The 22,676-nt window shown below is 67.6% G+C and carries 17 protein-coding genes; 7 read left to right on the top strand and 10 right to left on the bottom strand.

Annotated elements, in window-relative coordinates:
- From QXH22_RS23655 to QXH22_RS23645, 3 genes are all read right to left on the bottom strand, one after another.
- Positions 1-906 carry an RNA polymerase sigma-70 factor gene (locus QXH22_RS23655; RefSeq protein ID WP_306245805.1) on the bottom strand — a complete coding sequence of 302 codons (906 nt, stop codon included), beginning with the start codon at positions 904-906 and terminating at the stop codon, positions 1-3.
- Positions 903-2,099 (bottom strand): NAD(P)/FAD-dependent oxidoreductase, encoded by a 1,197-nt coding sequence (locus QXH22_RS23650; RefSeq protein WP_306277187.1) that lies wholly within the window; start codon positions 2,097-2,099, stop codon positions 903-905. The genes QXH22_RS23655 and QXH22_RS23650 overlap by 4 nt, the downstream gene beginning before the upstream one ends.
- Before the next feature lie 107 nt (positions 2,100-2,206).
- Positions 2,207-3,001 carry an FkbM family methyltransferase gene (locus QXH22_RS23645; RefSeq protein ID WP_306277186.1) on the bottom strand — a complete coding sequence of 265 codons (795 nt, stop codon included), beginning with the start codon at positions 2,999-3,001 and terminating at the stop codon, positions 2,207-2,209.
- A 284-nt stretch (positions 3,002-3,285) separates the two neighbouring features.
- On the opposite strand from QXH22_RS23645, the gene QXH22_RS23640 reads away from it, so the two are divergent.
- The 7 genes from QXH22_RS23640 (at position 3,286) to QXH22_RS23610 (ending at position 13,353) form a co-directional block, all read left to right on the top strand.
- The gene (locus QXH22_RS23640; protein ID WP_306277370.1) at positions 3,286-5,148 is read left to right on the top strand and encodes a bifunctional diguanylate cyclase/phosphodiesterase; all 1,863 of its coding nucleotides are present in this window, start codon (positions 3,286-3,288) and stop codon (positions 5,146-5,148) included.
- Between the two features lie 87 nt (positions 5,149-5,235).
- A complete protein-coding gene (locus QXH22_RS23635; protein ID WP_371934312.1) occupies positions 5,236-6,855 on the top strand; it encodes a hypothetical protein in 1,620 nt (539 codons plus the stop codon).
- 165 nt (positions 6,856-7,020) lie between these two features.
- On the top strand, positions 7,021-8,526 hold the full coding sequence (locus tag QXH22_RS23630; RefSeq protein WP_306277185.1) for a polysaccharide biosynthesis tyrosine autokinase: 1,506 nt from the start codon (positions 7,021-7,023) through the stop codon (positions 8,524-8,526).
- 32 nt (positions 8,527-8,558) lie between these two features.
- Positions 8,559-10,004, top strand: a complete 1,446-nt coding sequence (locus QXH22_RS23625; protein WP_306277184.1) for an O-antigen ligase — start codon at positions 8,559-8,561, stop codon at positions 10,002-10,004.
- Positions 10,004-11,077: a glycosyltransferase family 4 protein gene (locus QXH22_RS23620; RefSeq protein WP_306277183.1), complete on the top strand. Its 1,074-nt coding sequence runs from the start codon at positions 10,004-10,006 to the stop codon at positions 11,075-11,077. The genes QXH22_RS23625 and QXH22_RS23620 overlap by 1 nt, the downstream gene beginning before the upstream one ends.
- Positions 11,074-11,937 (top strand): FkbM family methyltransferase, encoded by an 864-nt coding sequence (locus tag QXH22_RS23615; RefSeq protein ID WP_306277181.1) that lies wholly within the window; start codon positions 11,074-11,076, stop codon positions 11,935-11,937. The genes QXH22_RS23620 and QXH22_RS23615 overlap by 4 nt, the downstream gene beginning before the upstream one ends.
- Positions 11,938-11,982: 45 nt before the next feature.
- Positions 11,983-13,353: an HNH endonuclease signature motif containing protein gene (locus tag QXH22_RS23610; protein WP_306277178.1), complete on the top strand. Its 1,371-nt coding sequence runs from the start codon at positions 11,983-11,985 to the stop codon at positions 13,351-13,353.
- Here QXH22_RS23610 and QXH22_RS23605 read toward each other — a convergent pair.
- The 7 genes from QXH22_RS23605 to QXH22_RS23575 are packed head-to-tail and all read right to left on the bottom strand — an operon-like array spanning position 13,305 to position 22,670.
- Positions 13,305-14,378 (bottom strand): glycosyltransferase family 4 protein, encoded by a 1,074-nt coding sequence (locus QXH22_RS23605; RefSeq protein WP_306246473.1) that lies wholly within the window; start codon positions 14,376-14,378, stop codon positions 13,305-13,307. The two genes, QXH22_RS23610 and QXH22_RS23605, sit on opposite strands and share 49 nt — an antisense overlap.
- 11 nt (positions 14,379-14,389) lie before the next feature.
- Positions 14,390-15,502 (bottom strand): transferase, encoded by a 1,113-nt coding sequence (locus QXH22_RS23600; RefSeq protein ID WP_306277176.1) that lies wholly within the window; start codon positions 15,500-15,502, stop codon positions 14,390-14,392.
- Positions 15,499-16,752 (bottom strand): class I SAM-dependent methyltransferase, encoded by a 1,254-nt coding sequence (locus QXH22_RS23595; protein ID WP_306277175.1) that lies wholly within the window; start codon positions 16,750-16,752, stop codon positions 15,499-15,501. Before QXH22_RS23595 ends, QXH22_RS23600 begins: the two co-directional genes overlap by 4 nt.
- Before the next feature lie 53 nt (positions 16,753-16,805).
- A complete protein-coding gene (locus tag QXH22_RS23590; RefSeq protein ID WP_306277174.1) occupies positions 16,806-18,773 on the bottom strand; it encodes a glycosyltransferase in 1,968 nt (655 codons plus the stop codon).
- The gene (locus QXH22_RS23585) at positions 18,770-20,293 is read right to left on the bottom strand and encodes a flippase (RefSeq protein ID WP_306245781.1); all 1,524 of its coding nucleotides are present in this window, start codon (positions 20,291-20,293) and stop codon (positions 18,770-18,772) included. Before QXH22_RS23585 ends, QXH22_RS23590 begins: the two co-directional genes overlap by 4 nt.
- 2 nt (positions 20,294-20,295) lie before the next feature.
- Positions 20,296-21,801 carry a sugar transferase gene (locus QXH22_RS23580; protein WP_371934311.1) on the bottom strand — a complete coding sequence of 502 codons (1,506 nt, stop codon included), beginning with the start codon at positions 21,799-21,801 and terminating at the stop codon, positions 20,296-20,298.
- Between the two features lie 17 nt (positions 21,802-21,818).
- Positions 21,819-22,670: a WecB/TagA/CpsF family glycosyltransferase gene (locus QXH22_RS23575; RefSeq protein ID WP_306277173.1), complete on the bottom strand. Its 852-nt coding sequence runs from the start codon at positions 22,668-22,670 to the stop codon at positions 21,819-21,821.
- Between the last annotated feature and the right edge of the window lie 6 nt (positions 22,671-22,676).

The raw sequence follows: 22,676 nt of genomic DNA, 5'->3' as shown, positions 1-22,676 counted from the left end.
TCAGCGCCGACTGATCTGCCGGGCGTTGCCCAGCGCCACCAACTTGTCGGGGTTGCGCATCGCGTAGAAGTTGGTGATCTTGTCGTCGACGATCTCGACCGTGATGACGCCCTCCATCTGGCCGGCGAGGTACAGCACCACCGCGGGGGCGCTGTTGCAGTTCACCGTCTCGACATGCAGCTGCGCGTGCGTCTTGCGCAGCAGGCCGACGATGGCCCTGGCCACCTTTTCGGCACCTACCACCGGCTTGCGGGCCGCGCTGACCTTGCCGCCTCCGTCGGCCATCCAGACGGCGTCCGGGGCCAGCATGCCGACCAGCGCCTCGACGTCACCGTTGGCCGCCGTGGCCAGGAACTGTGCGGTGATCTCCGCGTTGCGCCGGGAGTCGACCGACCCGAAGCGCTTGCGCCGCGCGTGCACGTGTTCGCGCGCCCGGTGGGCGACCTGTCGCACCGTGGCCGCGGGCTTGCCGACGGATTCGGCGATCTCGGCGTAGTCGAAGCCGAAGACTTCCCGCAGCACGAACACCGCGCGTTCGTCCGGGGTCAGCGTCTCCAGCAGGATCAGCATGGCCATCGACACCGACTCGGCCAGGACGACATCGGCCGAGGCGTCCTGGTCCTCGAGCAGCAGTGGTTCGGGCAGCCAGGGCCCGACGTACTCCTCGCGGCGGCGCGCCTGGGCCCGCAGCGCGTTGAGCGCCTGCCGGGTGACCAGTTGGGCCAGGTAGGACTTGGTGTCCCGAACGGTCGACAGGTCGACGTCGGCCCACCGCAGGTAGCTGTCCTGCAGCACGTCGTCGGCTTCGGTTGCCGACCCCAGAATCTCGTAGGCGATGGTGAACAGCAGCGGGCGCAGCAGGGTGAAGCGTTCCGCGTGCCCGCTGCTGTCCGATGCGTCGGTCACCGCAGTGCGGCCTGCTCGTCCGCGCTCAGCCGCGCGGGCCGGTTGCCACCCTTGAGCCAGCGGTACCAGCCTGGCTTGGCGGCTTCCTTGCGCAGGCCCCACAGCGTGCCCTTGCAGACCAGCTCCTTGATCGACGCCGCTGTGCGCCCACCGATGTACAGGTTCACCGGGGTGTCGTCGGTGCGGGCCAGTTGGATGGTGCCGAAGGTGCGGCCGACGCTGATGCACTGCCCGGTGAATGCCTGGTTGAGCAGCGCCGGAGCGGTTCTGGCGAGGCGGGACAACACGGTGTTGGCGGCTTGGGCGGCCAGCGGAATGGCCGCCTGGCAGCTCATCCGCAGCGGCTGGTTGGAGGGCGCGGCGGCGTCGCCGGCGGCGACGATGCGCTCGTCGCTGATGCTGGTCAATGTTTCGTCGGTGAGCAGCCGGCCCAGCGAGTCGGTGTGCAGCCCGCTGCGTGCGGCCAGGTCGGGGACGCCGAAGCCCGCCGTCCAGACCGTCACTGCGCTGGGAAGCATGGTGCCGTCGCCGAGCGCGACCGAATCCCAGCGCACCTCGGTGACGGTGGCGGATTCCAGGATGTTCACCCCGAGTTTGCGCAACTGCTTGGCGACCGAACGCCGTCCCGGGCCGCTCAGCGACGGCCCCAGGATCCCACCGCAGACCAGGGTCACCGCGCGGCCCTGTTCGGCGAGTTCGCCGGCGGCCTCGATGCCGGTCAGGCCGGCGCCGACGACGGTGACGGGCGCCTGCAATGGCAGGTCCGCGAGTGCGTAGCGCAGCTTCTGCGCGCCCTCCAGCTCGGCCAGGACGTGGGCGTACTCCGTGGCGCCGGGCGCCGCGACGGGTGCGGCGCCGGTGCTGCCGATCGCATAGATCAGATAGTCGTAGTCCAGTACGGCACCCGAGGCGAGCAGAACCCGCCGCGCGGCGGCGTCGATGTGATCGGCGGTGTCGACCACCAGCCGGACACCCGTGCCCAGCAGCGTGCCGTAGTCGGCGGTGGCGGTAGCGGTGCCGGCGGCCAGTTGGTGCAGCCGGATCCGCTCGACGAACTGCGGGCGCGGGTTGACCAGGGTGATGTCGACGTCGGTACGCAGCCGAAGGTGGTTGGCCGCCATCGTCCCGGCGTAGCCGCCGCCGAGTACGACGACGTGCGCCTTCCGGTCGGTGGGATTCGGTCGTTCAGACATCGTTGTCTCCTTCTCGGTGTGCGGTTACACCCTTCAGACACCGTCGGCCGGCTGTCCGTGACAGAAGGAGCGGCAAGTGTGAGCTGTCTCACGTGCGGAGGGCACCCTCAGGCGTCCGCCGGTTCGAAGACGAAGTTGTTGACGTACACGCCGCGCGGCGCCCAGTCGTCCTCGGCGCCGCCGATGTTGGCCGGATCCTGGTGGGCGGCGGCGTCGAACTCCTCGATGGGCCGGCGCTGATCGCCCAGCCAGAAATAGCCGCGGAAACCCAGCCCGCGCAGCAGGTCGGTGATGTCGGCGACGGCGTTGGCGTGGTGACGTTCCTCGGCCTCCACGACGATTTTCGGACGGTTGCGGCGCAGCGTGTTGACGGCGCCGCGAAGCACGGCCAGTTCGTGGCCCTCGACGTCGATCTTCACCAGGCCGACGTTGTCCAGCTTCAGGTCGTCGAGACGTTTGACCGGGACGTCGATGGTCGCGACCGGGCCGCCGACCGCGGTGTCCAGCACGTTCTGCTGGTCGATCGTGCTGCGGCCCGGGTCGGATTCCACCACCCGCATCGCCGTCATGCCGGGCTGGTCGGACAGTGCCACCGCCTCGATGCGCACCGGCGCTCCGACGGCGGTGAACATCAACGCCAGTTCGCGAGCCTGGGCGGGGCGCGGCTCGAAGGCGATCACCGAGCGCGACGAGGGCAGCATCGCGATCGAAAACTCACCGACGTCGGCGCCGATATCGAGCGACACCCGGTCAGGGTCGCAGAGCGAGGCCACCAGCACCACATCCGGACGCGACTCCCCGAGTCGTTGCAGGATCTTGAATTTGCGCTTCCAGAACATATGTGGCGCGACGGTCTTCGCCGCGGGCGCGAGCAACCTTTTGGCCGATCGTGCGACAGACATCTGCCCGACCCTAGCCGAAATCCTGGAATCGGCCGCTCCCGCCCAGGACGATCGTGCAGGTCAGCTGGTTTTCAGCAGGGGGAGCAGACCGCTCGCATGCTAGTCTCTGGTAACCAGAATTCCATCCGTGACCTGCGCCGGTCCGGGGTAATCGGCCACTTCGATGCGCATCGGTGGGCATCGGAAGACGGGCAAAACGGCGGCCGCCAATACGGTCCGCCGACCGGGCCGGTCACCCATAATTGACGCAGTCGTTGAACATGTGCACAACATCGGAGGTCTCGTTGCCGCGCAGCTTGGACCTCGTCGTCACCTCCGTAGCTACTCAGCTCATGGAAGCGACCGCGTCCACCGCGACGCAGGTGAGTGAACGGGTCCTCGCACAGCTGGTGGAGCAGTTCGACGTGGACGCCAGTTTCCTGCGGCACCACGACCACGACATCCGCGCCTCGGTCCTGGTGGCCGAATGGCCCCCGCGCACCAACATCCCGGACCCCGACCCACAGGCAGTCGTGCACTTCACCAGTGCCGACCCGGTGCTCGCCCAGTGCGAGCACGGCCGCAAGCCGGTGGTGATCCGCCCCGATCAGAACAACCGGTCGCTGCGCTGGGTGGGCGGCGCCAAGCAGACGGCATCGCCGTCGGTGGCGGCCGCGCCGCTGGTGTCCGGGGAGATGACCACCGGCGTGCTGGGCTTCGTCAAATTCGGCGCGCGTAAGTGGAAACAGGAAGAGATCAACACCCTCGAGGCGGTCGCTGCGTTGTTCGCGCAGCTGCAGGCCCGGATCGCCGCCGAGGAGAAGCTGCGGTACCTGGCCGAGCACGATGACCTGACCGGGTTGTACAACCGCCGGGCCCTGGTTGCGCACCTGTCCGACCGGCTGGCGGCCGGCAACCCCGGCCCCGTCGCGGTGCTCTACATGGACCTCGACCGGCTCAAATCCATCAACGACTACCTGGGGCACACCGCGGGCGACTGGTTCATCCGCGTCTTCGCCCAACGGCTGCGGGTGTGTGCCGGCAGCCAGAGCATGATCGCCCGGCTGGGCGGCGACGAGTTCGTCGTCATCCCGGACCAGACGATGTCGAGCGCGGCCGCCGAGTCGTTCGCGCGTCGCCTGGGCACGATGCTGCGCGAGCGACTGGCCATCGGTGGCCACCAGATCACCCGGACGGTGAGCATCGGGCTGGCCGTCGGAATGCCCGGCCGCGACAACAGCACCGACCTGTTGCGCCGCGCCGACGAAGCGGTGCTGACGGCCAAGCGTGCCGGGGGTAATCAGGTGGCGCTGTCCACCGACGACATGTCCCTGAAGAGCGCGTTCCGCAACGACATCGAATTGCACCTGCAGGGTGACATCGACAGCGAGGCGTTGCTGCTGCACTACCTGCCGGAGGTCGACCTGTGGACCGGCGCCATCGTGGCCGCCGAGGCGCTGGTGCGGTGGCGACACCCGATCTGGGGCCTGCTGCTCCCGGATTCGTTCATCGGGGTCGCCGAGTCGACCAACCTCGCGGGCGAGCTCGGGCGCTGGGTGATGCGCAGTGCCTGCGCCGAGTTCAGTCGGTGGCGGTCCAACGGCGTGGGGCAGAGCGCGGTCCTGCGCATCAACGTCTCGCCCGTGCAACTGATCACCCGCGGCTTCGTCCGCAGCGTGGCCGACACGATCGAGGAGTTCGGGATCGACGGCGGCTCGGTCTGCCTGGAGATCACCGAGCGCGCGGTGGTGCACGACATCGAAGCCACCCGCAAGACGCTGTCCGAGCTCAAAGAGGTCGGGGTGCAGATCGCCATCGACGACTTCGGCACCGGTTACGCCGTGTTGTCGCACCTGAAGTCCCTTCCGGTCGACATGCTCAAAATCGACACCGGGTTCGTTCGCGACCTCGGTACCAACGCCGGTGACCTGGCGATCGTCCGCGCGATCATCGGCCTGGCCGAGGCGTTCGGCCTGCAATTGGTCGCCGAGGGCGTCGAGACTCCGGCCGCCGCACTGACTTTGATGCAACATGGTTGTCACCGGGCGCAGGGATTTTTGTTGTCCCGCCCCGTTCCGGGCAACGCCATGGAGGCGTTGCTGGCCGCTCGCTGGATGCCGATGCCGTTCCTCGCCGACCGTGAGGCGCTGACGCTCGGCGCAATCTAGCTCACGCAGAGATTGGTTCGAACCATTAGGAAAATCACACTTGTCGCTGTCGCGTGCGTGACTGTCCTCGTTGCCGGTGCGGCACTGATGATCGGCGCCTGCAGCCGCCAGCACACCGACCCGGGCCCGCTGGCGGCGATGGTGAGCCCCGCCATTCCACCTGCTGCCCAGGAGATTTCCAATCCGCTGCGCGGGCAGTACGAGGATCTGCTGGAGCCGCTCTTTCCGCAGGGCGAACCGGCCCAGCAGCGCTACCCGGCCTGGCCGGCGTCCTACGACGCCAGCCTGCGGGTCACCTGGCGGCAGTTGCAGCCCACCGACCCGGCCACGCTGCCCCCGGACGCCCCCGATGACCGCAAGTTCGACTTCAGCGTCATCGACGACGCGCTGAACAAGCTGGCCGAGCGCCGGATGCGGCTGACGCTGCGGGTGCAGTCGTACAACTCGTGCTGCAATGCCAGCTATCCGAACAACACCAACATCGAGATCCCCGACTGGGAACGCGCCAAGCCCGGCACCAGCACCAGCTATCCCGCCGCCGGAAACGGGCCCGTCCAGGTGGTGCCGAACTTCAACGACCCCACCTATCTCGGTGACTTCGGGCAGCTGCTGGCGGCGCTGGGGCGCCGCTATGACAACGACGAGCGGCTCAGTGTGTTCGAGTTTTCCGGATACGGCGATTTCAGCGAGAACCACGTGGCCTATCTGCGTGATTCGCTGAACGCACCCGGTCCGAGTCCCGACCAGAGCGAGGCGGCGCTGGGCTATTACAGCCAGTTCCGCGACCAGAACATCACCAAGGCGTCCATCCAGCAGTTGGTCACCGCCAACGTCAGCGCCTTTCCGCACACCCAGCTGGTGGCCACTCCCAACAATCCCGAGATCATGCGCGAACTGCTGGCCGATGACGTCACCAAGAAGCTGGCCGCCCCGGTCGGCATTCGTTCGGACTGTCTGGGCGTCTACGCGCCCCTGCCCGTCTGGGCCGAGTCCGGACATTACGTCCAGACCTCCGACCCGTTGGTCGGCGCGCTGAAGGATCGCCTCGGCAAGGCGCCCGTGATCACCGAATGGTGCCAGCTGCCCGACGGCACCACGCCACAGTCCTATTACGACAAGGGCCTGCACGACGTGATCCGCTACCACGTCTCGATGACGTCGAGCGTCAACTTCCCGGACCAGGATGCGACCTCGCCGATGGATCCCAAGCTGTACGTGCTGTGGGCACAGGCCAACGCCGTCGCCGGCTACCGCTACTCGGTGGAAGCCCGGGCCGGATCGCAGTCGCTGCAGGACCAGGTGGCGTCCATCTCGGTCACTTGGACCAACTACGGCGCCGCGGCGGCCACCGAGAGGTGGGTAGCGGGCTACCGACTGGTCGACTTCGCCGGGCAGACGGTGCGGACGCTGCCTGCCACCGTCGACCTGAAAGGTCTGGTGCCCGACTCGTCCGGGGACCGCAGCATCGACCAGCCGCCGCCGGCGTCTGCGACCGAGAGCGTCCACATCGACCTCAAAGGCCTGGCACCCGGGCACTACACGGTGCGCGCCGCGGTCGAGTGGCAGCAGCACAAGCCGAACGGCACACACGCGGTGAACTACCCGCCCATGCAACTGGCGCGCGACGGCCGTGACGACTCCGGTTTCTACCCGGTCGCCACGCTCGACGTGCCGCGTGACGTGCTGGCGGGCTCCCCGAAGACGTGACCCCGAGCTTCGGCCCATACCGGTAGACTGTTGTCAGTTTGTTTACCGTACTAAAAGTAGGTAAATTACTCATGGGGGGACAAACGGTGTCCTCTGCACGCTGAGTCGGCCGCACGGTCGAAGGGCGCCCTGGAAGCGCCCAGTGAGGCCCCGGAGAGGCATGAGATGGATTTCCGAACGTTCGTCCGGACCCTGCTGCTGCACTGGAAGCTCTTTCTGGGCGCCGTACTGGCCTGCCTGGCCGGCGCGGCGGCGATCACGGCGTTTCAGACCAAGAGCTACGAATCGTCGGCGACGGTGCTGATTTCGTTCTCCGGTGAGACCGACCTCATGCAGGTCTACCAGGGCACTCAGGCCGCCCAGGAGCGGCTGTCGTCGTATGCGGCGATAGCCGGCGGCCACGCCGTGGCCGAGAAGGCAGTCACCCAGTTCCACCTCCCGGTCAGCGCCGACCAGCTGGCCAACCAGACCAAAGTGGCGTTCACTCCCAAGACCACGCTGTTCACCATCACGGTCACCGACACCGACCCGCAGCGCGCGGCAACCCTGGCCAAAGGGGTGGCTGACGAGTTCACGATCATGGTCGGCTCGCTCGGCGCCACCCCGAAAGCGCCGGCGGCACCCACGACCACACCCACCACCACGCCGTCTGTCGCAGCGGCTCCGGTGTCGGATGGAGAGCAACCGACCAGCCAGCCCAGCGAGACGCCGGTGGCGACGTCCACGCCGACCGACCCGGCGGCTCAGGCACCCGCTTCCGGTACCCAGCCGCCGGTCGCCAGGGCGACGGTCGTCGAGCAACCCGGTGTACCCGACAAGCCCGTCAAGCCGGTCCCGGTGCGCAACATGGCGATGGGCCTGGTGGCGGGGCTGTTGCTGGGCACCGGTGTGGCGCTGACGCGTGAGGCCGCCGACCGCACGGTTCGTGACCGCGCCAAACTGGAAACTCTGTCGGGCCTGCCCACCCTGGCCGAGTTGCCCGGGCACCGGGGCAGTGCTCCGCGATTCGGTACCGACATCTCCTTCGACGATGCGGTGCGCGGTCTGCGCGCCCGGCTGCTGCGGGCCATGGGTCCGGGAGCCAACCGGGTGTTGTTGACGGCGCCATTCGGCGGCGAGGGCACGACGACGACCGCGATCAACCTGTCCCGGGCCTTCGCCGAATTGGGTGAGGACGTGCTGCTGATCGAGGGTGACACCCGCCGGCCGGTGATCGCCGGGTTGCTGAAAGTCGAGTCGGGTGAGGGCTTGTCCAATGCCCTGTCCAATCCCGAGATCGCTACCGAGGCCACCAAACCGACCTCGATTCCCAAGCTGTTCGTCCTGGCGGCGCGTTCGATCCGCAAGGAGACCCTGCCCACCAGTGCCTACGTGCCGGAGGTGCTGGACAAGGTGTTGCGGGACGTGGCAAAGACTTTCGAGCGCACCGTCGTCGACGGGCCGCCGGTGCTGGCCAGTGCCGACTCCGGTCTGCTCGGTGGGGCGGTGGACGCCACGGTGCTGGTGCTGCGGGCCGGGCGGACCACGGAGGACGAACTCGCCGACGCGTTGACCGCGTTGCGTGCCGCCGGTGCCAATGTGGTGGGCACGGTGCTGACCGATGCCCGGATCGCCCGGCACACCAGGGCGTCGACGAAAACGTACCGCGCCAAGATCAGCGGACCGGCATGATCCGCTACCTGCGGAGTCGCCACCGTCTGGTGATGGCCGCAGTTGTGTTGGCGCTCTTCCTGTTCGGGTGCTTCGTTTACGGTGCGCTGTCGGTTCGTAACACCACCCAGGGCATCCTGCTGGTCGGCCTGACGTTCTTTCTGATCGTGTACTGGGCCAAACCGGAACTGATGATCGGGCTGGCGCTGTTCCTGGGATGTGCGGCATTGCCGCAGGGGCTGCATGTCGGCAAAGTGATTGGCCCCGTGTCCATTTACGCGTCACACGTGGTGCTGGTGCTGGCGATCTGTTTCGTGCTGCCCGTGGTGCGGTTGCGCATGTCCGACTACCTGCTTCCGGGCATGTTCGGGCTCTTCGTCATCTACTCTGCGGCAGTTGGCTTTTCGATGGGCCACAGCACCGCGATCGTGGTCCGCGAGACGACGTTCCTGCTGGAGATGCTGGCCGGCTTCGTGCTCGCGCTGGTGGTGGTGTACGGCGACTACGTCATGTTGTCGGTGCACGCCATCGCCTTCACGCTGTGGTTCTCGGCGGGAATGGCCGTCCTGGGTTCTTCCGGTGGCATCCGGCTGGCCGGCCGCACCGAGAGCCTGCAGATGGACACCGGCGACGACGCCAACCGGATCATCACCTCCGCGCTGATACCGGCCATCGCCGTGCTGACCGCGTTGGTCGCCGCGCAGATCCTGGGCCGGGTGAAGCCCGCCACCTACCTGCTACTGGGTCCGCCCGCGCTGGTGGTTGCGGTGCTGGCATTCACCCGCAACACACTGATCTCCATCGGCGTCGCCGCTGTGGTCGCGTTTTTCGCCAGCATGGGCTGGTCGGCGGTGCGACGGGCGGCGCGGCTGGCGATCACCGCGGCCGGGATTCTGGCGGTGACCATCCCGCTGGCACTGTTCCTGCTCGGGGACTCGTCGGCGGGGGTGTGGCTGGCCAATCAGATCACCGGATTCAGTCACCGCGTGCTCGGCAGATCATCCGGCGCCGCGCTCACCCAGGATCCTTCGACGCTGGCGCGATTCGAGGAAGACCGGCATCTCAACGAAGCGATCGCCCAGGCACCGCTGTTCGGGCACGGGCTGGGCTATGCCTACCAATTGCCGTTCGGTGGTGACGATCCCACCGAATTCACCCAGTCACTCGGCACCACCTACGCGCACAACTTCTACCTCTGGTGGTTGGCCAAAGCCGGCGCGGTCGGGATGGCGGGTTTCGCGGTCTTCGCGTTGACGCCCCTAGTGCGGGCGCTGCGCAGCGCGTCGGTGCCGGCCAAGATCAGCGCGGCGGTGAGCACCGGTCTGATGGTGATGTGCATCATCGACCCGCTGCCGGAGGAACCGACGAACGCGATGACCCTCGGCGTCACGCTCGGCGGCGCGCTGGCGTTCGCCATGGCCGGACGCCGCGGCGACGAGAGTGCAGCTGTGGCAGAGGTTTCGGACGAAGTGCTGACGCCCGCCGGGGCGGTGCGATGATGCGGGTTCTGGTGGTGGGCCCGGCGCCCGCGCAGGCGGCCAGCCGTGGCGGCATGGCGACCGTGATCACGCTGATGGCTGCCCATCCGGCGGCGCGCATCATCACGGTTCCGACGTATATCGAAGGGCCGCTGTGGTTTCGGCTCTGGATCGGTGGTTCGGGCATGCTGCGGGCCGCCTGGCTGGTCGCGCGCCGGCGGGTCGACGTGTTGCACGTGCACCTGGCGCACGGCGGCAGCGTGGTGCGCAAGGCGCTGCCGCTGGCCGTCGCCCGGTGGACGCGTGTTCCGACCGTTGTGCACGCCCACAGCTATGACTTCGCCGGCTGGTTCGACGGATTGCGACCGGCCGTGCAGGGATTGGTCAGGCGCGTGCTGGTCGCCGATCGATGGTTGGTGCTCGGGACGCGTCACGTCGGGGAGTACGCCAGTCGACTGCGGCTGCCCGCCGAGCGGATCGCCGTGCTGAACAACGCGGTCGCGATCCCGGAGACGGCGGTCGAACAATCGGATGCGCCGTCGGTGCACGCCGTCTCGCTGGGCCGGCTCGGAGTGCGCAAGGGCAGCTACGACCTGATCAGCGCCGTCGGGGCGCTGGGCGACGACGCGCGTAGCCGACTGCGGGTGACGTTGGCCGGTGACGGGGAAGTGGACGAGGTGCGTGCTGCGGTGGCCGCAGCCGGGCTGGGCGACACTATTCATGTTGCGGACTGGCTGGATCCGGGCGCGCGTGATGAATTATTGCGCACCGCACAGATTTTCGTGCTGCCGAGCTATGACGAGGGTCTGCCCATGGCATTGCTGGAAGCGATGGCGTACGGCCTGGCGCCGGTCACGACGTTGGTGGGCAGCATCTCCGAGGCGATTACCGACCGGGTGAACGGGCTGGTGGTGGCGCCCGGCCGTCCCGAGCAGATCGCCGACGCGCTGCATGAACTACTCAAAGACGCTGATCTGCGGGCAGATCTGGGCACCGCTGCGCGCAGCCGCGCTTGCGACTTCGGCCTGGACCGTTGGTATGAGCAATTGACGCGGCTGTGGACCGATCTCGACGGAAAGGCGGTTCGACGATGAAAGGTGCTCTGCTGCAGAGCGAAGCGGCCAACTGGGCGGCCAGGTATGTGACGGTTCGCAACGTAGGACGGCTGCTGGGCCGCAACGCGATGACGGCCGCGACCGAGGCGCTGTGGCGCCGGCGACTCACCCAGGACCTGGCCATGACGGTGGCCGATCACTTCGCTCCCAGCGGCGCCACCGTCGTCGACGTCGGCGCCAGCTGGGGCCTGTTCACCTACCACCTGGCCCGCCGCGTCGGAAAATCCGGACAGCTCTACAGCTTTGAACCGCATCCCGACAATGCTCCGATGCTGCGCAAGCTCGGCCGGGCACGACCCAACGTCCACTTCAGCCAGGCCGCGGTGTCCGATGAGACCGGCACGGCGCAACTGCTGGTGCCCGAGCACCGCCACCGGCAGGTGACGGCGCAGGGGAGTCTGGCGCACGGGTTCGACGGGCAGGGCGTGGACGTTCGCAAGATCGAGGTGCCCCTGGTGCGACTCGACGACGTGCTCGAAGGTGTCGACGTCGATTTCGTGAAGATCGACGTCGAAGGGCACGAGATGTCCGTGCTGCGCGGCGGTGCCGAGACGTTCCGACGTTGTGGCCCTGCGATTTTGATCGAGATCGAGCAGCGCCATCTTTCGGTGCCGATCGGCGATGTGTTCGGTCAGATCGAGGGCCTGGGCTATCGACTGTTTTATGTCACCGAGTCGGCGCTGCGCCCTGTCGCTGAGTTCGAGGTGCAGCGCGACCAGATGGACTTCCTGTCGGGCTCGGGGTCTGGGGAGTTTCATCCCTTTGCGATGCCGCCGGGTTACGTGCACGACTTCGTAGCGGTCCGGTCACCGGAGCTGGTGGCGGGGTTCTGCGGCTGACGTTGTCGTCCGGTGGTTGTCAGTGCCCCGCAATAGAATTGGGGTATGGGTTGCAGCACGCGGGACGACTGGGCCGAGGCGCTGGGCGCGCTTGGCGAGTCGGTGTCGCGGCTGCTGGACCTCACCGCGGATGGGTTGACCAGCCCCGAGTTGATCACGACGCTGGGCGAGCTGGAAGTGCAGTGCCGACGCATCCCGGTGGCCAGCAACGTGCTGATCAATCAGCTTGCCGCACAAGCCACTGCGGCCGAGTTGGGCGGCACGCTGGGCCAGGCGCTGGCCGATCGACTGCGGATCGTCAAAAACGACGCCGACCGGCGCATCGCCGATGCCGCCGAACTCGGCCCACGCCGCGCCCTGACCGGCGAACCCTTACCGCCGCTGCTGCCGGCCACCGCCGCCGCCCAACGCCGCGGCCTCGTCGGGGCCGGGCATGTCAAGCAGATCCGCACGTTCTTCAAGAAATTGCCGAACACTGTCGATGCCGCTGATCGGGACCAGGCCGAAGCCGACCTCGCCGGCAAAGCCGCCGCCGGATACCGGCCCGACGAATTAGCCGACTACGCCAAGCTTCTGCACAACTACCTGGTGCCCGACGGTGACTTCGCCGACGAGCAACGCGCCCGATCACGCGGCATCACCCTCGGTGCCCAACAACCCGACGGCATGTCGCAGATCCGCGGGCTGATCACCCCCGAACTGCGCGCCACCCTGGAACCCGTCGTCGCCAAACTCGGCGCCCCCGGCATGTGCAACCCCGACGACGAACACCCCGTCACCGACGGCAAAGCGCCCGCCGACGCGGTCGACCGCGACACCCGCACCCACGCCCAACGCACCCACGACGCCCTGCACACCGGACTGCGCACGCTGCTGGAAAGCACAACCTTGGGCCGACACCACGGGCTGCCCACCACCATCGTCGTCACCACCACCCTGGCTGAACTCGAAGCCGGCGCGGGACGAGCCCTGACCGCCGGAGGCACCCTGCTACCCATGTCCGACGTCCTCCGGCTGGCCTCGCCAGCCCATCACTACTTGGCGATCTTCGACAAAGACAAGACCCTGGCCCTCTACCACGGCAAACGCCTGGCCTCCCCCGAACAACGCCTGACCCTGCTGGCCAGAGACCGCGGCTGCACCCGCCCCGGCTGCACCGTGCCCGGCTACTGGACCCAGGTCCACCACCTCGAAGGCTGGATCAACACCCGCCGCACCCACATCGACGAACTAGCACTCGCCTGCCCACCAGACAACCGCCTCGTCGAACTCCACAAATACACCACCCGCCGCAACATCCACGGCATCGCCGAATGGATCCCACCCAAACACTTAGACTTTGGGCGGCCGCGCGTCAATTGTCTGCATCACCCGGGCAAGCATCTGGGGGCCGGGAATGACGGCGAGGGTGGGTAGATGCTGCTGATCACATCCATCAGCCGCGCCGCCGCGTGGTCGGCGGAGAACCTTTGCGCGTAGTGGCGCGCCGCTGCGTCGCCGAGGCGGGCCGCCGCGCCTGGGTCGGCCAGCTCGTCGAAAGTGGCTGCCAGCCCACCGGAATCGTCCACTCCGACGGCGCGGCATTCCGGCGGCTGGTATTCGGGCAGGCCGCCGCGGTCGGACACGATCGGCATCACGCCGAGCTGCATCGACAGGACCTGCACTCCGCTCTGCGAGGCGCGCCGGTAATGCGCCACCGAACCTTTCGCCGCGGCGAGTGTGCCGATCACGTCGGCGTAGCGGTAGCGCCCTGACCGCCATTCAGTATGCGCCGGGAGCCGCGCAGCGTCGATCGACCCGTCGCCGATCAGCACCAGTTTGTCGCCGCGCCAACCGTTTCCGTCGACGTGCTGCTGCCACGCACGCAGTACCACGTCCAGGTTCTTGTAGGGATTCAGGCGGCCGATCATCACGAAATCGCGGCGATTCCCGGGGCCGACCGGTTCGGAGACCACGGCCGGGTCCAGGTCGCTCGTCAGCGGCAGCACGTGCACCGGCGTGCCGGCCACGTCGCGGCGCATGGTGATCCGCGCCGCGACGTAGTCGCTATAGGCGACGGTGGCCGCCGAGCGTGCACCCCAGCGGTCGAATACCGCGAGTTCATAGGACGGCCGCTGTTCGGCGGCGTCGTGCGGACGGTCGTCGTGGATCAACTGAATTCGCGGGACCCGGCCGGCCAGTGCGATCCATCGCGGGTCGCGGACCAACTCGGTGACCACCACGTCCGGACGGTACCGGCGGATGCGTTGCCGCGCGCTGAAGGTCGGCCGCCACGTCGCCGCGGTGCGGAACCGCGGATCGAGCACTAGTTCGTAGTCACGGGGGGCATCGGATTCCGGGTGCTGGTCGGAGGTCACCAGCAGCACGTCAGCACCGTGGCGGCGCAATGCCTCCGCCTGAACTCGCGCCAACGGGCGCAACCACGGCGAAAGCCAGAGAATCCGGGGGCTTTTCACGACCGGCCCTGAGTCACCGACGTGCCGTGGTCCACCCACCACCGGCCGTCGAGCTGCGGGTAGCTGCGCTGTACCTCATCGTAGAGATAGGGCAGCGTCAACAAGACCCGGTCGGGATCGGCGTCGATGAGCTGCTCGGGGGAGATGATCTCGATGTCGGTCCCCGGGATCCGGCGCCCATGCTTATCGGGTGAGGCGTCGGCGATTCCCTTGATCAGCCGCCGATCGATGTTCGCCACGCTGAACAATCCGGGTACGCGTGATCCGGCGCAGTAGGCATACACCGAAAGCCGTTGGTCAGCCTGCGCTTCCAGCCACTGGCGGAGCTGCGTGACGTGAGTGTCCACCGCCTGCTGCATCCGCCGCAGAACGTAGGGCTTAGTCACCCCGAACTGCCCTTCGTGCTTCAGGATCTCTTCGGCGCGCTGGTCTCGTGCCACCCGGCCGTGTACCGCCGCGACCAGATATGTGCCACCGAGCAGATCGAATTCCCATACGGTGGCCACGCTCATCCCCACCGCGCCCAGCAGATTCGTCAGCGCGGTCAGCGAGTGGTAGCCGAAGTGGCTGTGACGCAGCAGATTCCACTGTCCCTGGCCGACCATCGCCATCAGCGAGGGGATTTGTATCAGCAGCACTCCGTCCGGTGCGGTCGCCTTGGCGCGGAGCTCGAAGGCGGCTTGCTGGTCGGCGTCATGCATGAGCCCGAAGGTATCGAGCACCACGTCGGCGATCTCGGCCTCGCGATAGCCGCGTTGGGTGAATAGCGGCAACCACGTTCCACCGTGCGGGCTGCCGAACTCCCGAACCGTGTTCCCGCGCAGCCAGCCGCCTTCTTCGGCCCGGCGCACCGCGTCCGCGGCCTGGTCACGCATCACCTGTGGCTCGACGCTCTGCTGCTCTTCGGTGAGGTCGAGAGGAGCCAGCGGGTCGTAGCCGCCGAGCTGGGCAAGGCCGCAGCAGCCGCACAGCTCCATGGTCAGCGCGTGCATCGTCTCCCGGGGGGTGAGCGGTTCGCCGGCCAGCGGAAAGTGTTCGGCCGCAGGCGCTCTGCCCAGGTCGAGGACCTGGGTCAGCTCAGCGTCGCCGCAGCCCCGGCAGTGGCTCACCCGACGGCGGCACCCTGCGATTTCACGTTCGTCGCCAGGTGCAGGTTCGGGAGGGGGTAGACGATCTGGCCACCCCACTCGGTGACGTAGCTGAGTTGTTCGGTGAGTTCGTTTTCCAGGTTCCAGGGCAGCACGAGAACCACGTCCGGACGGTCCTTGGCGATCATGTCCGGGTCGTGGATCGGGATCCGGGTGCCCGGGGTGAAGTGCCCGTGCTTGTAGGGGTTTCGGTCGACGGTGTATTCCAGCAGATCGGTGCGGATTCCGCAGTAGTTGAGCAACGTGTTGCCCTTGCCCGGCGCCCCGTAGCCGACTACACGCTTGCCCTCGGCGCGGCACTGCAGCAGGAAGCGCAGCAGGTCGTGGCGAATCTCTTCGGTGCGGTGCCGCAGTTGGAGGTAACCCTCGGGACGGTGCAGGCCCGCGGCCTCTTCGATCCGCAGGATCTTGTTCACCCGGTCGGTGGGAGGTCCGGCGACCTCGATCGGCCGGGCCCACACCCGGATCGACCCGCCGTGGGTGGGCAGCAGTTCGACATCGACGACGGCAAGGCCGGCGCTGGCGAGCGCGTTCTGGGCCGAGAACACGGTGTAGTACTGGAAGTGTTCGTGGTAAATCGTGTCGAACTGGCCGAGGCAGACCAGGTTCAGCGCATGGTGCACCTCGATGCTCAGCCATCCGTCGTCGGCGAGCAACCCGCGCAGCGACTGAGTGAAGCCCCGCAGGTCCGGTATGTGCGCGTAGACGTTGTTGGCCACCACCAGGTTCGCTGACCCGTGCTGGGCGCGGACGCGGCGCGCCAGTGCCGGGTTGAGGAACTCGGACACAGTGGGCACGCCCCGTTTGGTGGCTGCGGCGCCGACGTTGATCGAGGGTTCGATGCCCAGGCAGGGTATTCCCCGGGCGACCGCGTGCTGCAGCAGATATCCGTCGTTACTGGCGACTTCGACCATGAACGAGTCGGGTCCCAGCCCGAGGCGTTTGGCCGCCTGATCGACGAAGGTTTCGGCGTGCTGGACCCAGCTGTCGGAATACGAGGAGTAGTAGGCGTATTCGGTGAAGGTTTCCTCGGGTGTGATCAGCGCGGGAATCTGCAGCAACAGGCAGTCTTCGCACAGCCGCAGGTGCAGCGGGTAGGTGGGCTCCGGCAGGTCGAGTTCCTCAGGGGAGAGGATCTTTTCGCAGGGCGGAGTCGCACCCAGGTCCAGGACACTGAGCATGCGGTGCGAGTCGCAGAGGCGGCACTTCATGTACATCTCGATTCGTTAGGTCTGATGAATGTTGGACGGGTCAGGCAGTCGGCTCACATCACCGCGCCGATCGCATCGAGGTAGGCGTCGGTCATCGCCTCCACGGTGTAATGCGTTTGCAAACGCTCGAATCCGCGCCAGCCGACCTCAGGCAGTGACTCGGAATCGGTGAGGATCTCGCCCAGCTGGTCTCGCCACGCGGTCACCGAAACCGGCTCGACGACGAAGCCGGCTTTGCCGAAGTCCAGCATTTCCGGAACCGCGCAGATGCCGGAGGCGGCCACCGGAACCCCGCGCGCCATGGCCTCGAGAATCGCCATGGGGAAGGCCTCCGAGCGGCTCGGGACACACAGCAGGTCGGCGTCGGACAGCGCCGGGCCCGGCCCGGGGGACCAGCCGCGCCACTGGACGCGGTCGCGCAACGACTCCGGCGTGCGGGCTTCGAGCGCCTCCCGGTCCGGGCCGTCACCGAAGATCGAGAGCCGCCAGGACAGGTCCGTCAGGCCACCGAGTGCCTCGATCAGCAGGTGAGGGTTCTTGTGCTCCACGATGCGCGACAGCATCACCAGGTGCGGCGGCTCCCCGGCTGCGCGAACCCGCTCGGCGGGCTCGCCGGAGACCGCCACGCCGTTGGGGGCCACGAAGTGGCGGCCCTTGATCTTGTGGTACGGCGTGAGCATGTCCCAATGGCGTTGAGCGAGAACGATGAAACCGTCGGCTCGATTCATCGCGGCGGTCAGCGGCCGGGAATAGATCGGCCGGTCCGACTCCGGCGGCACGTGCGGGGCGACCAGCCAGCGGCGGCTCGAGGCGGCTCTCCCGGCGGCCTTCCAGAGCGTTGCAAAGCCGGTCTCGGTGTTGGTGTCGCCAGTGATCAACACCGACGGGCCGTCGGGCAGATCGACCATCGGCGCCCACCAGGGTTGGCGCACCACCCGCACACTGTGCGGAATCTCCTTGAGCAGCGGCCCGAACCGCTGCATACAGACGACGGTGACCGGATAGCCGCGGCGATCCAATTCGCTTGCCAACAGTGCTTTTTGACGCTCCGCACCGCCGTACACCAGGCGGTTGGTGGTGATCACGATCGAGGGCTTGTCGGTCCGGCGGGCCGAAATCGCGCGCTTGCGGGCGCCCCGCTTGGACCGCTGAACCCGGTCCAGCACGGAGGTGGCGGCCAGGAACACGTCGGCATGATGAACACTGTCCTGACGCTCCAGCAGCAGAGCGATGTTGGAGCGCAACAGATCCCGGTTGCGGAAGCGTTCCACCGTGGAGACTTCCGCGCCGTGCGTGAAGACGGATTCGCGAGCGACTGTGCCGGCCGCCGGGTTGCCGTGCTCGGCGTTCAGGTCGTCGGCCAGCAGGATGCGCCAGCCCGCGGCGCTGGCCCGCTCCTGCCAGTCGGTCTCCTCGCCGTAGAGGAAGAACTCTTCGTCGAAGCCGCCGATCTCGTTCCACGCGTCGCGGTTGATCGCCAGGCAGATGCCGGCCATGTAGCCGTCGATGCTTTCGGATTCGGCCGGCTGCTCGCGGTAGAGGTGGGAGAACCGGGTGCCGCGCAGCCGGTCGGAATAACCGGCGGCCGCCACGACCGACCGGGTCAGCGTGCGGTGCTTGGTCGCGATGTCCCACAACCGCGGGCCGGGCGCGCCGGGGTCCTGAATCAGCGGCGACACGGCGGCGACACCGGGTTGGCGGAACAGTTCAAGCGTCCGGGTCAGCGGTCCGGTCAGCCGGGTGTCGGCGTTCAGCAGCAGGAAATCCGTGTCGTCGGGCGTGTGCCGCGCCAGTGCGTTGAAGGCCGCCCCGAAGCCGAGATTCACCGGACCGAGCACCCAGTGCACGTCCGGATGGCGCGCGGCCAGCTCCTCACGCCCGGGGTACTCGTCACCGCTGTTCTCGTAGACGTAGACGGGCAGCTGCGGCGCGTATTCGGCGACGCTGGCCAGGCACTGTTCCAACAGGTCGTGGCTCTTGTAGGTCACGATCAGCACCGACAGGGGCCGTTCGGTTCTCATGCGGTCACCTTCTTCTGGAAGAGCGAGGTCAGTGTGGACCAGTTGACGGGACCGGCCACCACGTTGACGGCCAGGTAGGTGGCCGCGGCGGCGGCGAGCGCGAACACCACGTTCTGGTTCGAAAGGAGCAGCGCCACAGCGGCGCTGGCCGAGGTCGGGATCAGCAGCCGGATCAGGAAGCTCATCGGCGTGCGGTAACCGCAGTGGCTGCCCAGCCGCCAGCTCGCGAACGTCAATCCGATCAGCTCGGTGCACACCAGCGAGACGCCGGCACCGACCGCGCCGAACCGGCCGTCCAGGCACAGGTTGAGCGCCACGTTGACCGCCAGCGCGCCGACGGACAGCCGGAAGAAGAATTTCTGTTCGTGGCAGGCGAACAGCCCCTGCCCCAGGGTGCCCGTGACGAACCGCAACGAGGCGGCGATGAGCAGCAGCGCGAGAGTCGGCGCCCCGCGGGTCACGAACTCGGCGTCGCCGAACAGCTTGATCAGCGGACCGGCCAGCAAGGTGCCGACCACGGCCACCGGGAAGGCCAGGAAGCTCATCAATTCCACGCTGCGGCGCAGAAAAGCGTTGTATGCGTTGATGTCGCGCGCATACAGACCGGTAGCCGTCGACAGCGTGGACTTCTGGAAGAAGATGGACAACGCCTCGGTATTGAAGGCGATGGTGTACGCCAGCCCGTAGACGCCCACCTCGGCATGGCTGTTGAGCAGGGACAGGATCACCCCGTCGGCACGCCAGTACAGGATGCCGACGAGCGCGACGCCCATCAGCGGCAGGCTCTCGCGCAGCAGATCGAGGGACTCGCGCGTGGAGAACACCGGGCGCAGCGACACGTGCCGCGCCGCCGCGGAGCCTTGAATTGCCAGCTGCACCAGTGGAGGTATCAGCTGGGCGACCGCGAACCAGATGATGTTGGCCTGCGTCGCGACCAGCCAGCTGACCATCGCCAGCGTTCCGATCCGGCCCGCGACATCCGAGACGGCGACCGCGGAGAACCGCACCATGGACAGGAAGACGGGCTCGAACCGCGTCCGCACCGTCAGCAGCAGCAACTGCCCGGACAACACCACCAGCATCACCCGCACGTCGGCGTCGCGATAGATCAACCACCCGGTGACACCCGCCGTCACCGCCAGCGGGACGCAATACATCAGGGACAGACCACTGTTCACGCGGACCAGGCGCTCCAGCGCGCCGCGACCCGCCGTGACCCGGCGCACGATGACCGTGTTGATGCCGAGGTCGGTTGCGGCGGTCCACATTCCGATGAAGGCGACCGCCACCATCAGTTGTCCGTAGCGGCCGGGTCCCAGATAGCGGGCGGTCATCGACACCGAAACCACCGATGCCAGCATCCCCAGCACCCGGCAGACGAGCTGGATCGAGAACGCGTGCGCGATTCGTGACGGCGGCACATCCGGTGCCGCGGTCGGCTCGTCCGGTGCCGCCGCCGGCTCTTCCGGTGCCGCCGCCGGCTCCTGCGCCGTCGGCTCGATCACGCTGCCGCCCTTCATGTCTAGTACGCTCCGTCGCTGGCCAGAACGGCTTTGAGGGTTCGGGCGATGATCACCAGGTCGCCTGCCATCGACCAGTTGTCGACGTAGGACAGGTCGAGCCGGACCGAGTCCTCCCAGGACAGATCGGATCGCCCGCTCACCTGCCACAGCCCGGTGACGCCGGGCTTCACCAGCAGCCGGCGCTTGACCTCACCGTCGTAGTTCTCTACTTCGCGCCGCAGCGGGGGCCGCGGGCCGACCACGCTCATGTCCTGCTTGAGCACGTTGATGAATTGCGGTAGCTCGTCGATGCTGTAGCGGCGCAACACCTTTCCAACGGGTGTCACGCGCGGGTCCTGGTGGATCTTGAACAGCATCCCGCCGGCGCCCTGATTCAGCGGCAACAACCGGTCGATTTGCTTGTCCGCGCCATCGACCATGGTGCGGAACTTCAGCATGGTGAACGGCTGGCCGTCCAGGCCGATGCGTTCGGCGCGATAGAAGACGGGACCCTTGCTGGTCAACTTGATCGTGACGGCCGCAACGACCAGCAGTGGTGCGGTCACCAGCAACGCCGCCAGCGCGAAACAGAAGTCGAAGGCGCGCTTCTGCAGGCGCTGGGTGCCCTCGTACTGTGGCTTGTCGACGTGCAACAGCGGGTAACCGGCGATGGGCCGCATGGTCAGCCGCGCGCCCGCCACATCCATGACGCCGGGTGACACCACCAGGTCGACGTCCATTGTCTCCAGCCGCCACATCAGGTCGCGGATGCCGTGGACGCCGAAGTGCTCGGTGCGGGTCACCGCGACGGTGTCGGCCCCGCACATGCCGATCGCGGCCACCGCGCGGGTTTCGTCACCAAGGATCGGGATCTCGCGGCCCTGTACCTTCAGCGTCTCGTCGCGCTGCGGCCCGTAGCCCGGGATGCACACGCCGACAACGACATAACCCTCCCGGGGATTACGGATCAGCTCGTGGGCGAGGTGGGTGACGCCGGAGCGGTCACCGATCGCCAGCACCATGGTCTGGTACTGACCGCGGGCGCGCATGCGCCACACGTACTTACGCCACAGGTTGCGGCTGGCGAGCAGGCCCAGCGTGCCGACCGGGAGCGCGACCGCCAGGTAGCCGCGGGCCAGATCGATCTTGGCCAGCAATGTGACCATCGCGATGATCCCGAAGACCGAGAATGACGCGCTGGCCAGCCGCCGGTACTCGTCGATGCCGGCGCCGATGATGCGGGGCGACCGGGTGTGGAACACCGAGATCGAGGTCAGCCACAGCAGTGCGAACAGGCAGGAGAACAGTGTCATCACCGGGCCGGGATAGCCCGACATGTTCGGTGAGTCGCCGAACCGGACGAACTGCGCGAGCATGATTGCCGCGCAGACGATGACCGTGTCGGTGATCCGCAAGCGTGCCGAATACTGTTGCTGCCAGCGGGGAACGGTGCTGACGCCCGAACCCTGCGCCGGCACGGCGACAAGGCGGGAACGGCTGACCCTCGCGTGCAGGGTGGCCGTCATGCTGGCCGATCTCTCGGTCATGCGGACACCGCTTCCGTTGTAGCGCTCGGGGTTTGGTCGTACTCACGGGCGGGTGTGCCGACGTAATGGACACCCGGGTAGCAGATGAGCTGCGCCCGCGCGGCGCGCAGCAGCGCGATCGGTCCCTGCAGCAGGTAGCGCCGCGCGAGGCGGCGTGGCTCGCGGGTCAATCGGTACAGCCACTCGAGCCCCGAGCGCTGCATCCAGCGCGGCGCCCGGCTTGTCATTCCGGCCAGGAAGTCGATGGCGCCGCCGGAGGGCAGGAAAACCCGTGCGCCCGTGGCATGTCCGTAATGGTCCACCCACCGCTCCTGGCGCGGTTTACCCAGGCTGACGACCAGCAGGTCGGTACGAGCCGCCCGAATCGCGGAACACAAAGCCTCCGAACGCGATTCGATGTCTTCGAGGTCGGGTGCCCACATGCCGGAGACCAGCAGGCCAGGGTACTGAGCCTGCAGGTGCCCGGCCAGCAGGTGGTGAGTCTCCCGGCTGCCGCCGAAGAACCCGACCCGGTGGCCGTTCGCTTCGGCCAGCGCCAGGATGGACGGCAGCAGGTCGGCGCCGGTGACGCGGGGCCACGGCCGGGCGGTCAGCAACTTGCCCCGCCAGGCGATCGGCATGCCGTCAGCCAGTAACAGCCATTCCACCAATCCGTTGGGGGCGGTGTCCGCAACGCGGAAGTGGTGCAGATGGTCCAGATTCACCGATCCCACCGCCAAGCCGCGACCCGATTGCGACCGCAGGCGCGAGTCGACGATCGACAGCACCTCGTGGATGTCGCAGCGTTCGACGATGCTGCCGCTGACGACCATTCGCACCGGCGCCTGGGGGAGAGTGTTCTCGGGCATGGTCGA

Source organism: Mycobacterium sp. TY814 (assembly GCF_030755175.1).
In the GTDB taxonomy this organism is placed as follows: Bacteria; Actinomycetota; Actinomycetes; order Mycobacteriales; family Mycobacteriaceae; genus Mycobacterium.
This window is presented reverse-complemented; position numbering and strand designations above follow the sequence as displayed.

Excerpts from the sequence above, each read along its gene's own strand:
- QXH22_RS23620 (WP_306277183.1), top strand. The coding sequence starts at position 10,004 with ATGCGGGTTCTGGTGGTGGGCCCGGCGCCCGCGCAGGCGGCCAGCCGT.
- QXH22_RS23645 (WP_306277186.1), bottom strand. The coding sequence starts at position 3,001 with ATGTCTGTCGCACGATCGGCCAAAAGGTTGCTCGCGCCCGCGGCGAAG.
- QXH22_RS23585 (WP_306245781.1), bottom strand. The coding sequence starts at position 20,293 with ATGAAGGGCGGCAGCGTGATCGAGCCGACGGCGCAGGAGCCGGCGGCG.
- QXH22_RS23630 (WP_306277185.1), top strand. The coding sequence starts at position 7,021 with ATGGATTTCCGAACGTTCGTCCGGACCCTGCTGCTGCACTGGAAGCTC.
- QXH22_RS23590 (WP_306277174.1), bottom strand. The coding sequence starts at position 18,773 with ATGAGAACCGAACGGCCCCTGTCGGTGCTGATCGTGACCTACAAGAGC.
- QXH22_RS23650 (WP_306277187.1), bottom strand. The coding sequence starts at position 2,099 with ATGTCTGAACGACCGAATCCCACCGACCGGAAGGCGCACGTCGTCGTA.
- QXH22_RS23610 (WP_306277178.1), top strand. The coding sequence starts at position 11,983 with ATGGGTTGCAGCACGCGGGACGACTGGGCCGAGGCGCTGGGCGCGCTT.
- QXH22_RS23595 (WP_306277175.1), bottom strand. The coding sequence starts at position 16,752 with ATGAAGTGCCGCCTCTGCGACTCGCACCGCATGCTCAGTGTCCTGGAC.
- QXH22_RS23625 (WP_306277184.1), top strand. The coding sequence starts at position 8,559 with ATGGCCGCAGTTGTGTTGGCGCTCTTCCTGTTCGGGTGCTTCGTTTAC.
- QXH22_RS23635 (WP_371934312.1), top strand. The coding sequence starts at position 5,236 with ATGATCGGCGCCTGCAGCCGCCAGCACACCGACCCGGGCCCGCTGGCG.
- QXH22_RS23575 (WP_306277173.1), bottom strand. The coding sequence starts at position 22,670 with ATGCCCGAGAACACTCTCCCCCAGGCGCCGGTGCGAATGGTCGTCAGC.
- QXH22_RS23580 (WP_371934311.1), bottom strand. The coding sequence starts at position 21,801 with ATGACGGCCACCCTGCACGCGAGGGTCAGCCGTTCCCGCCTTGTCGCC.
- QXH22_RS23615 (WP_306277181.1), top strand. The coding sequence starts at position 11,074 with ATGAAAGGTGCTCTGCTGCAGAGCGAAGCGGCCAACTGGGCGGCCAGG.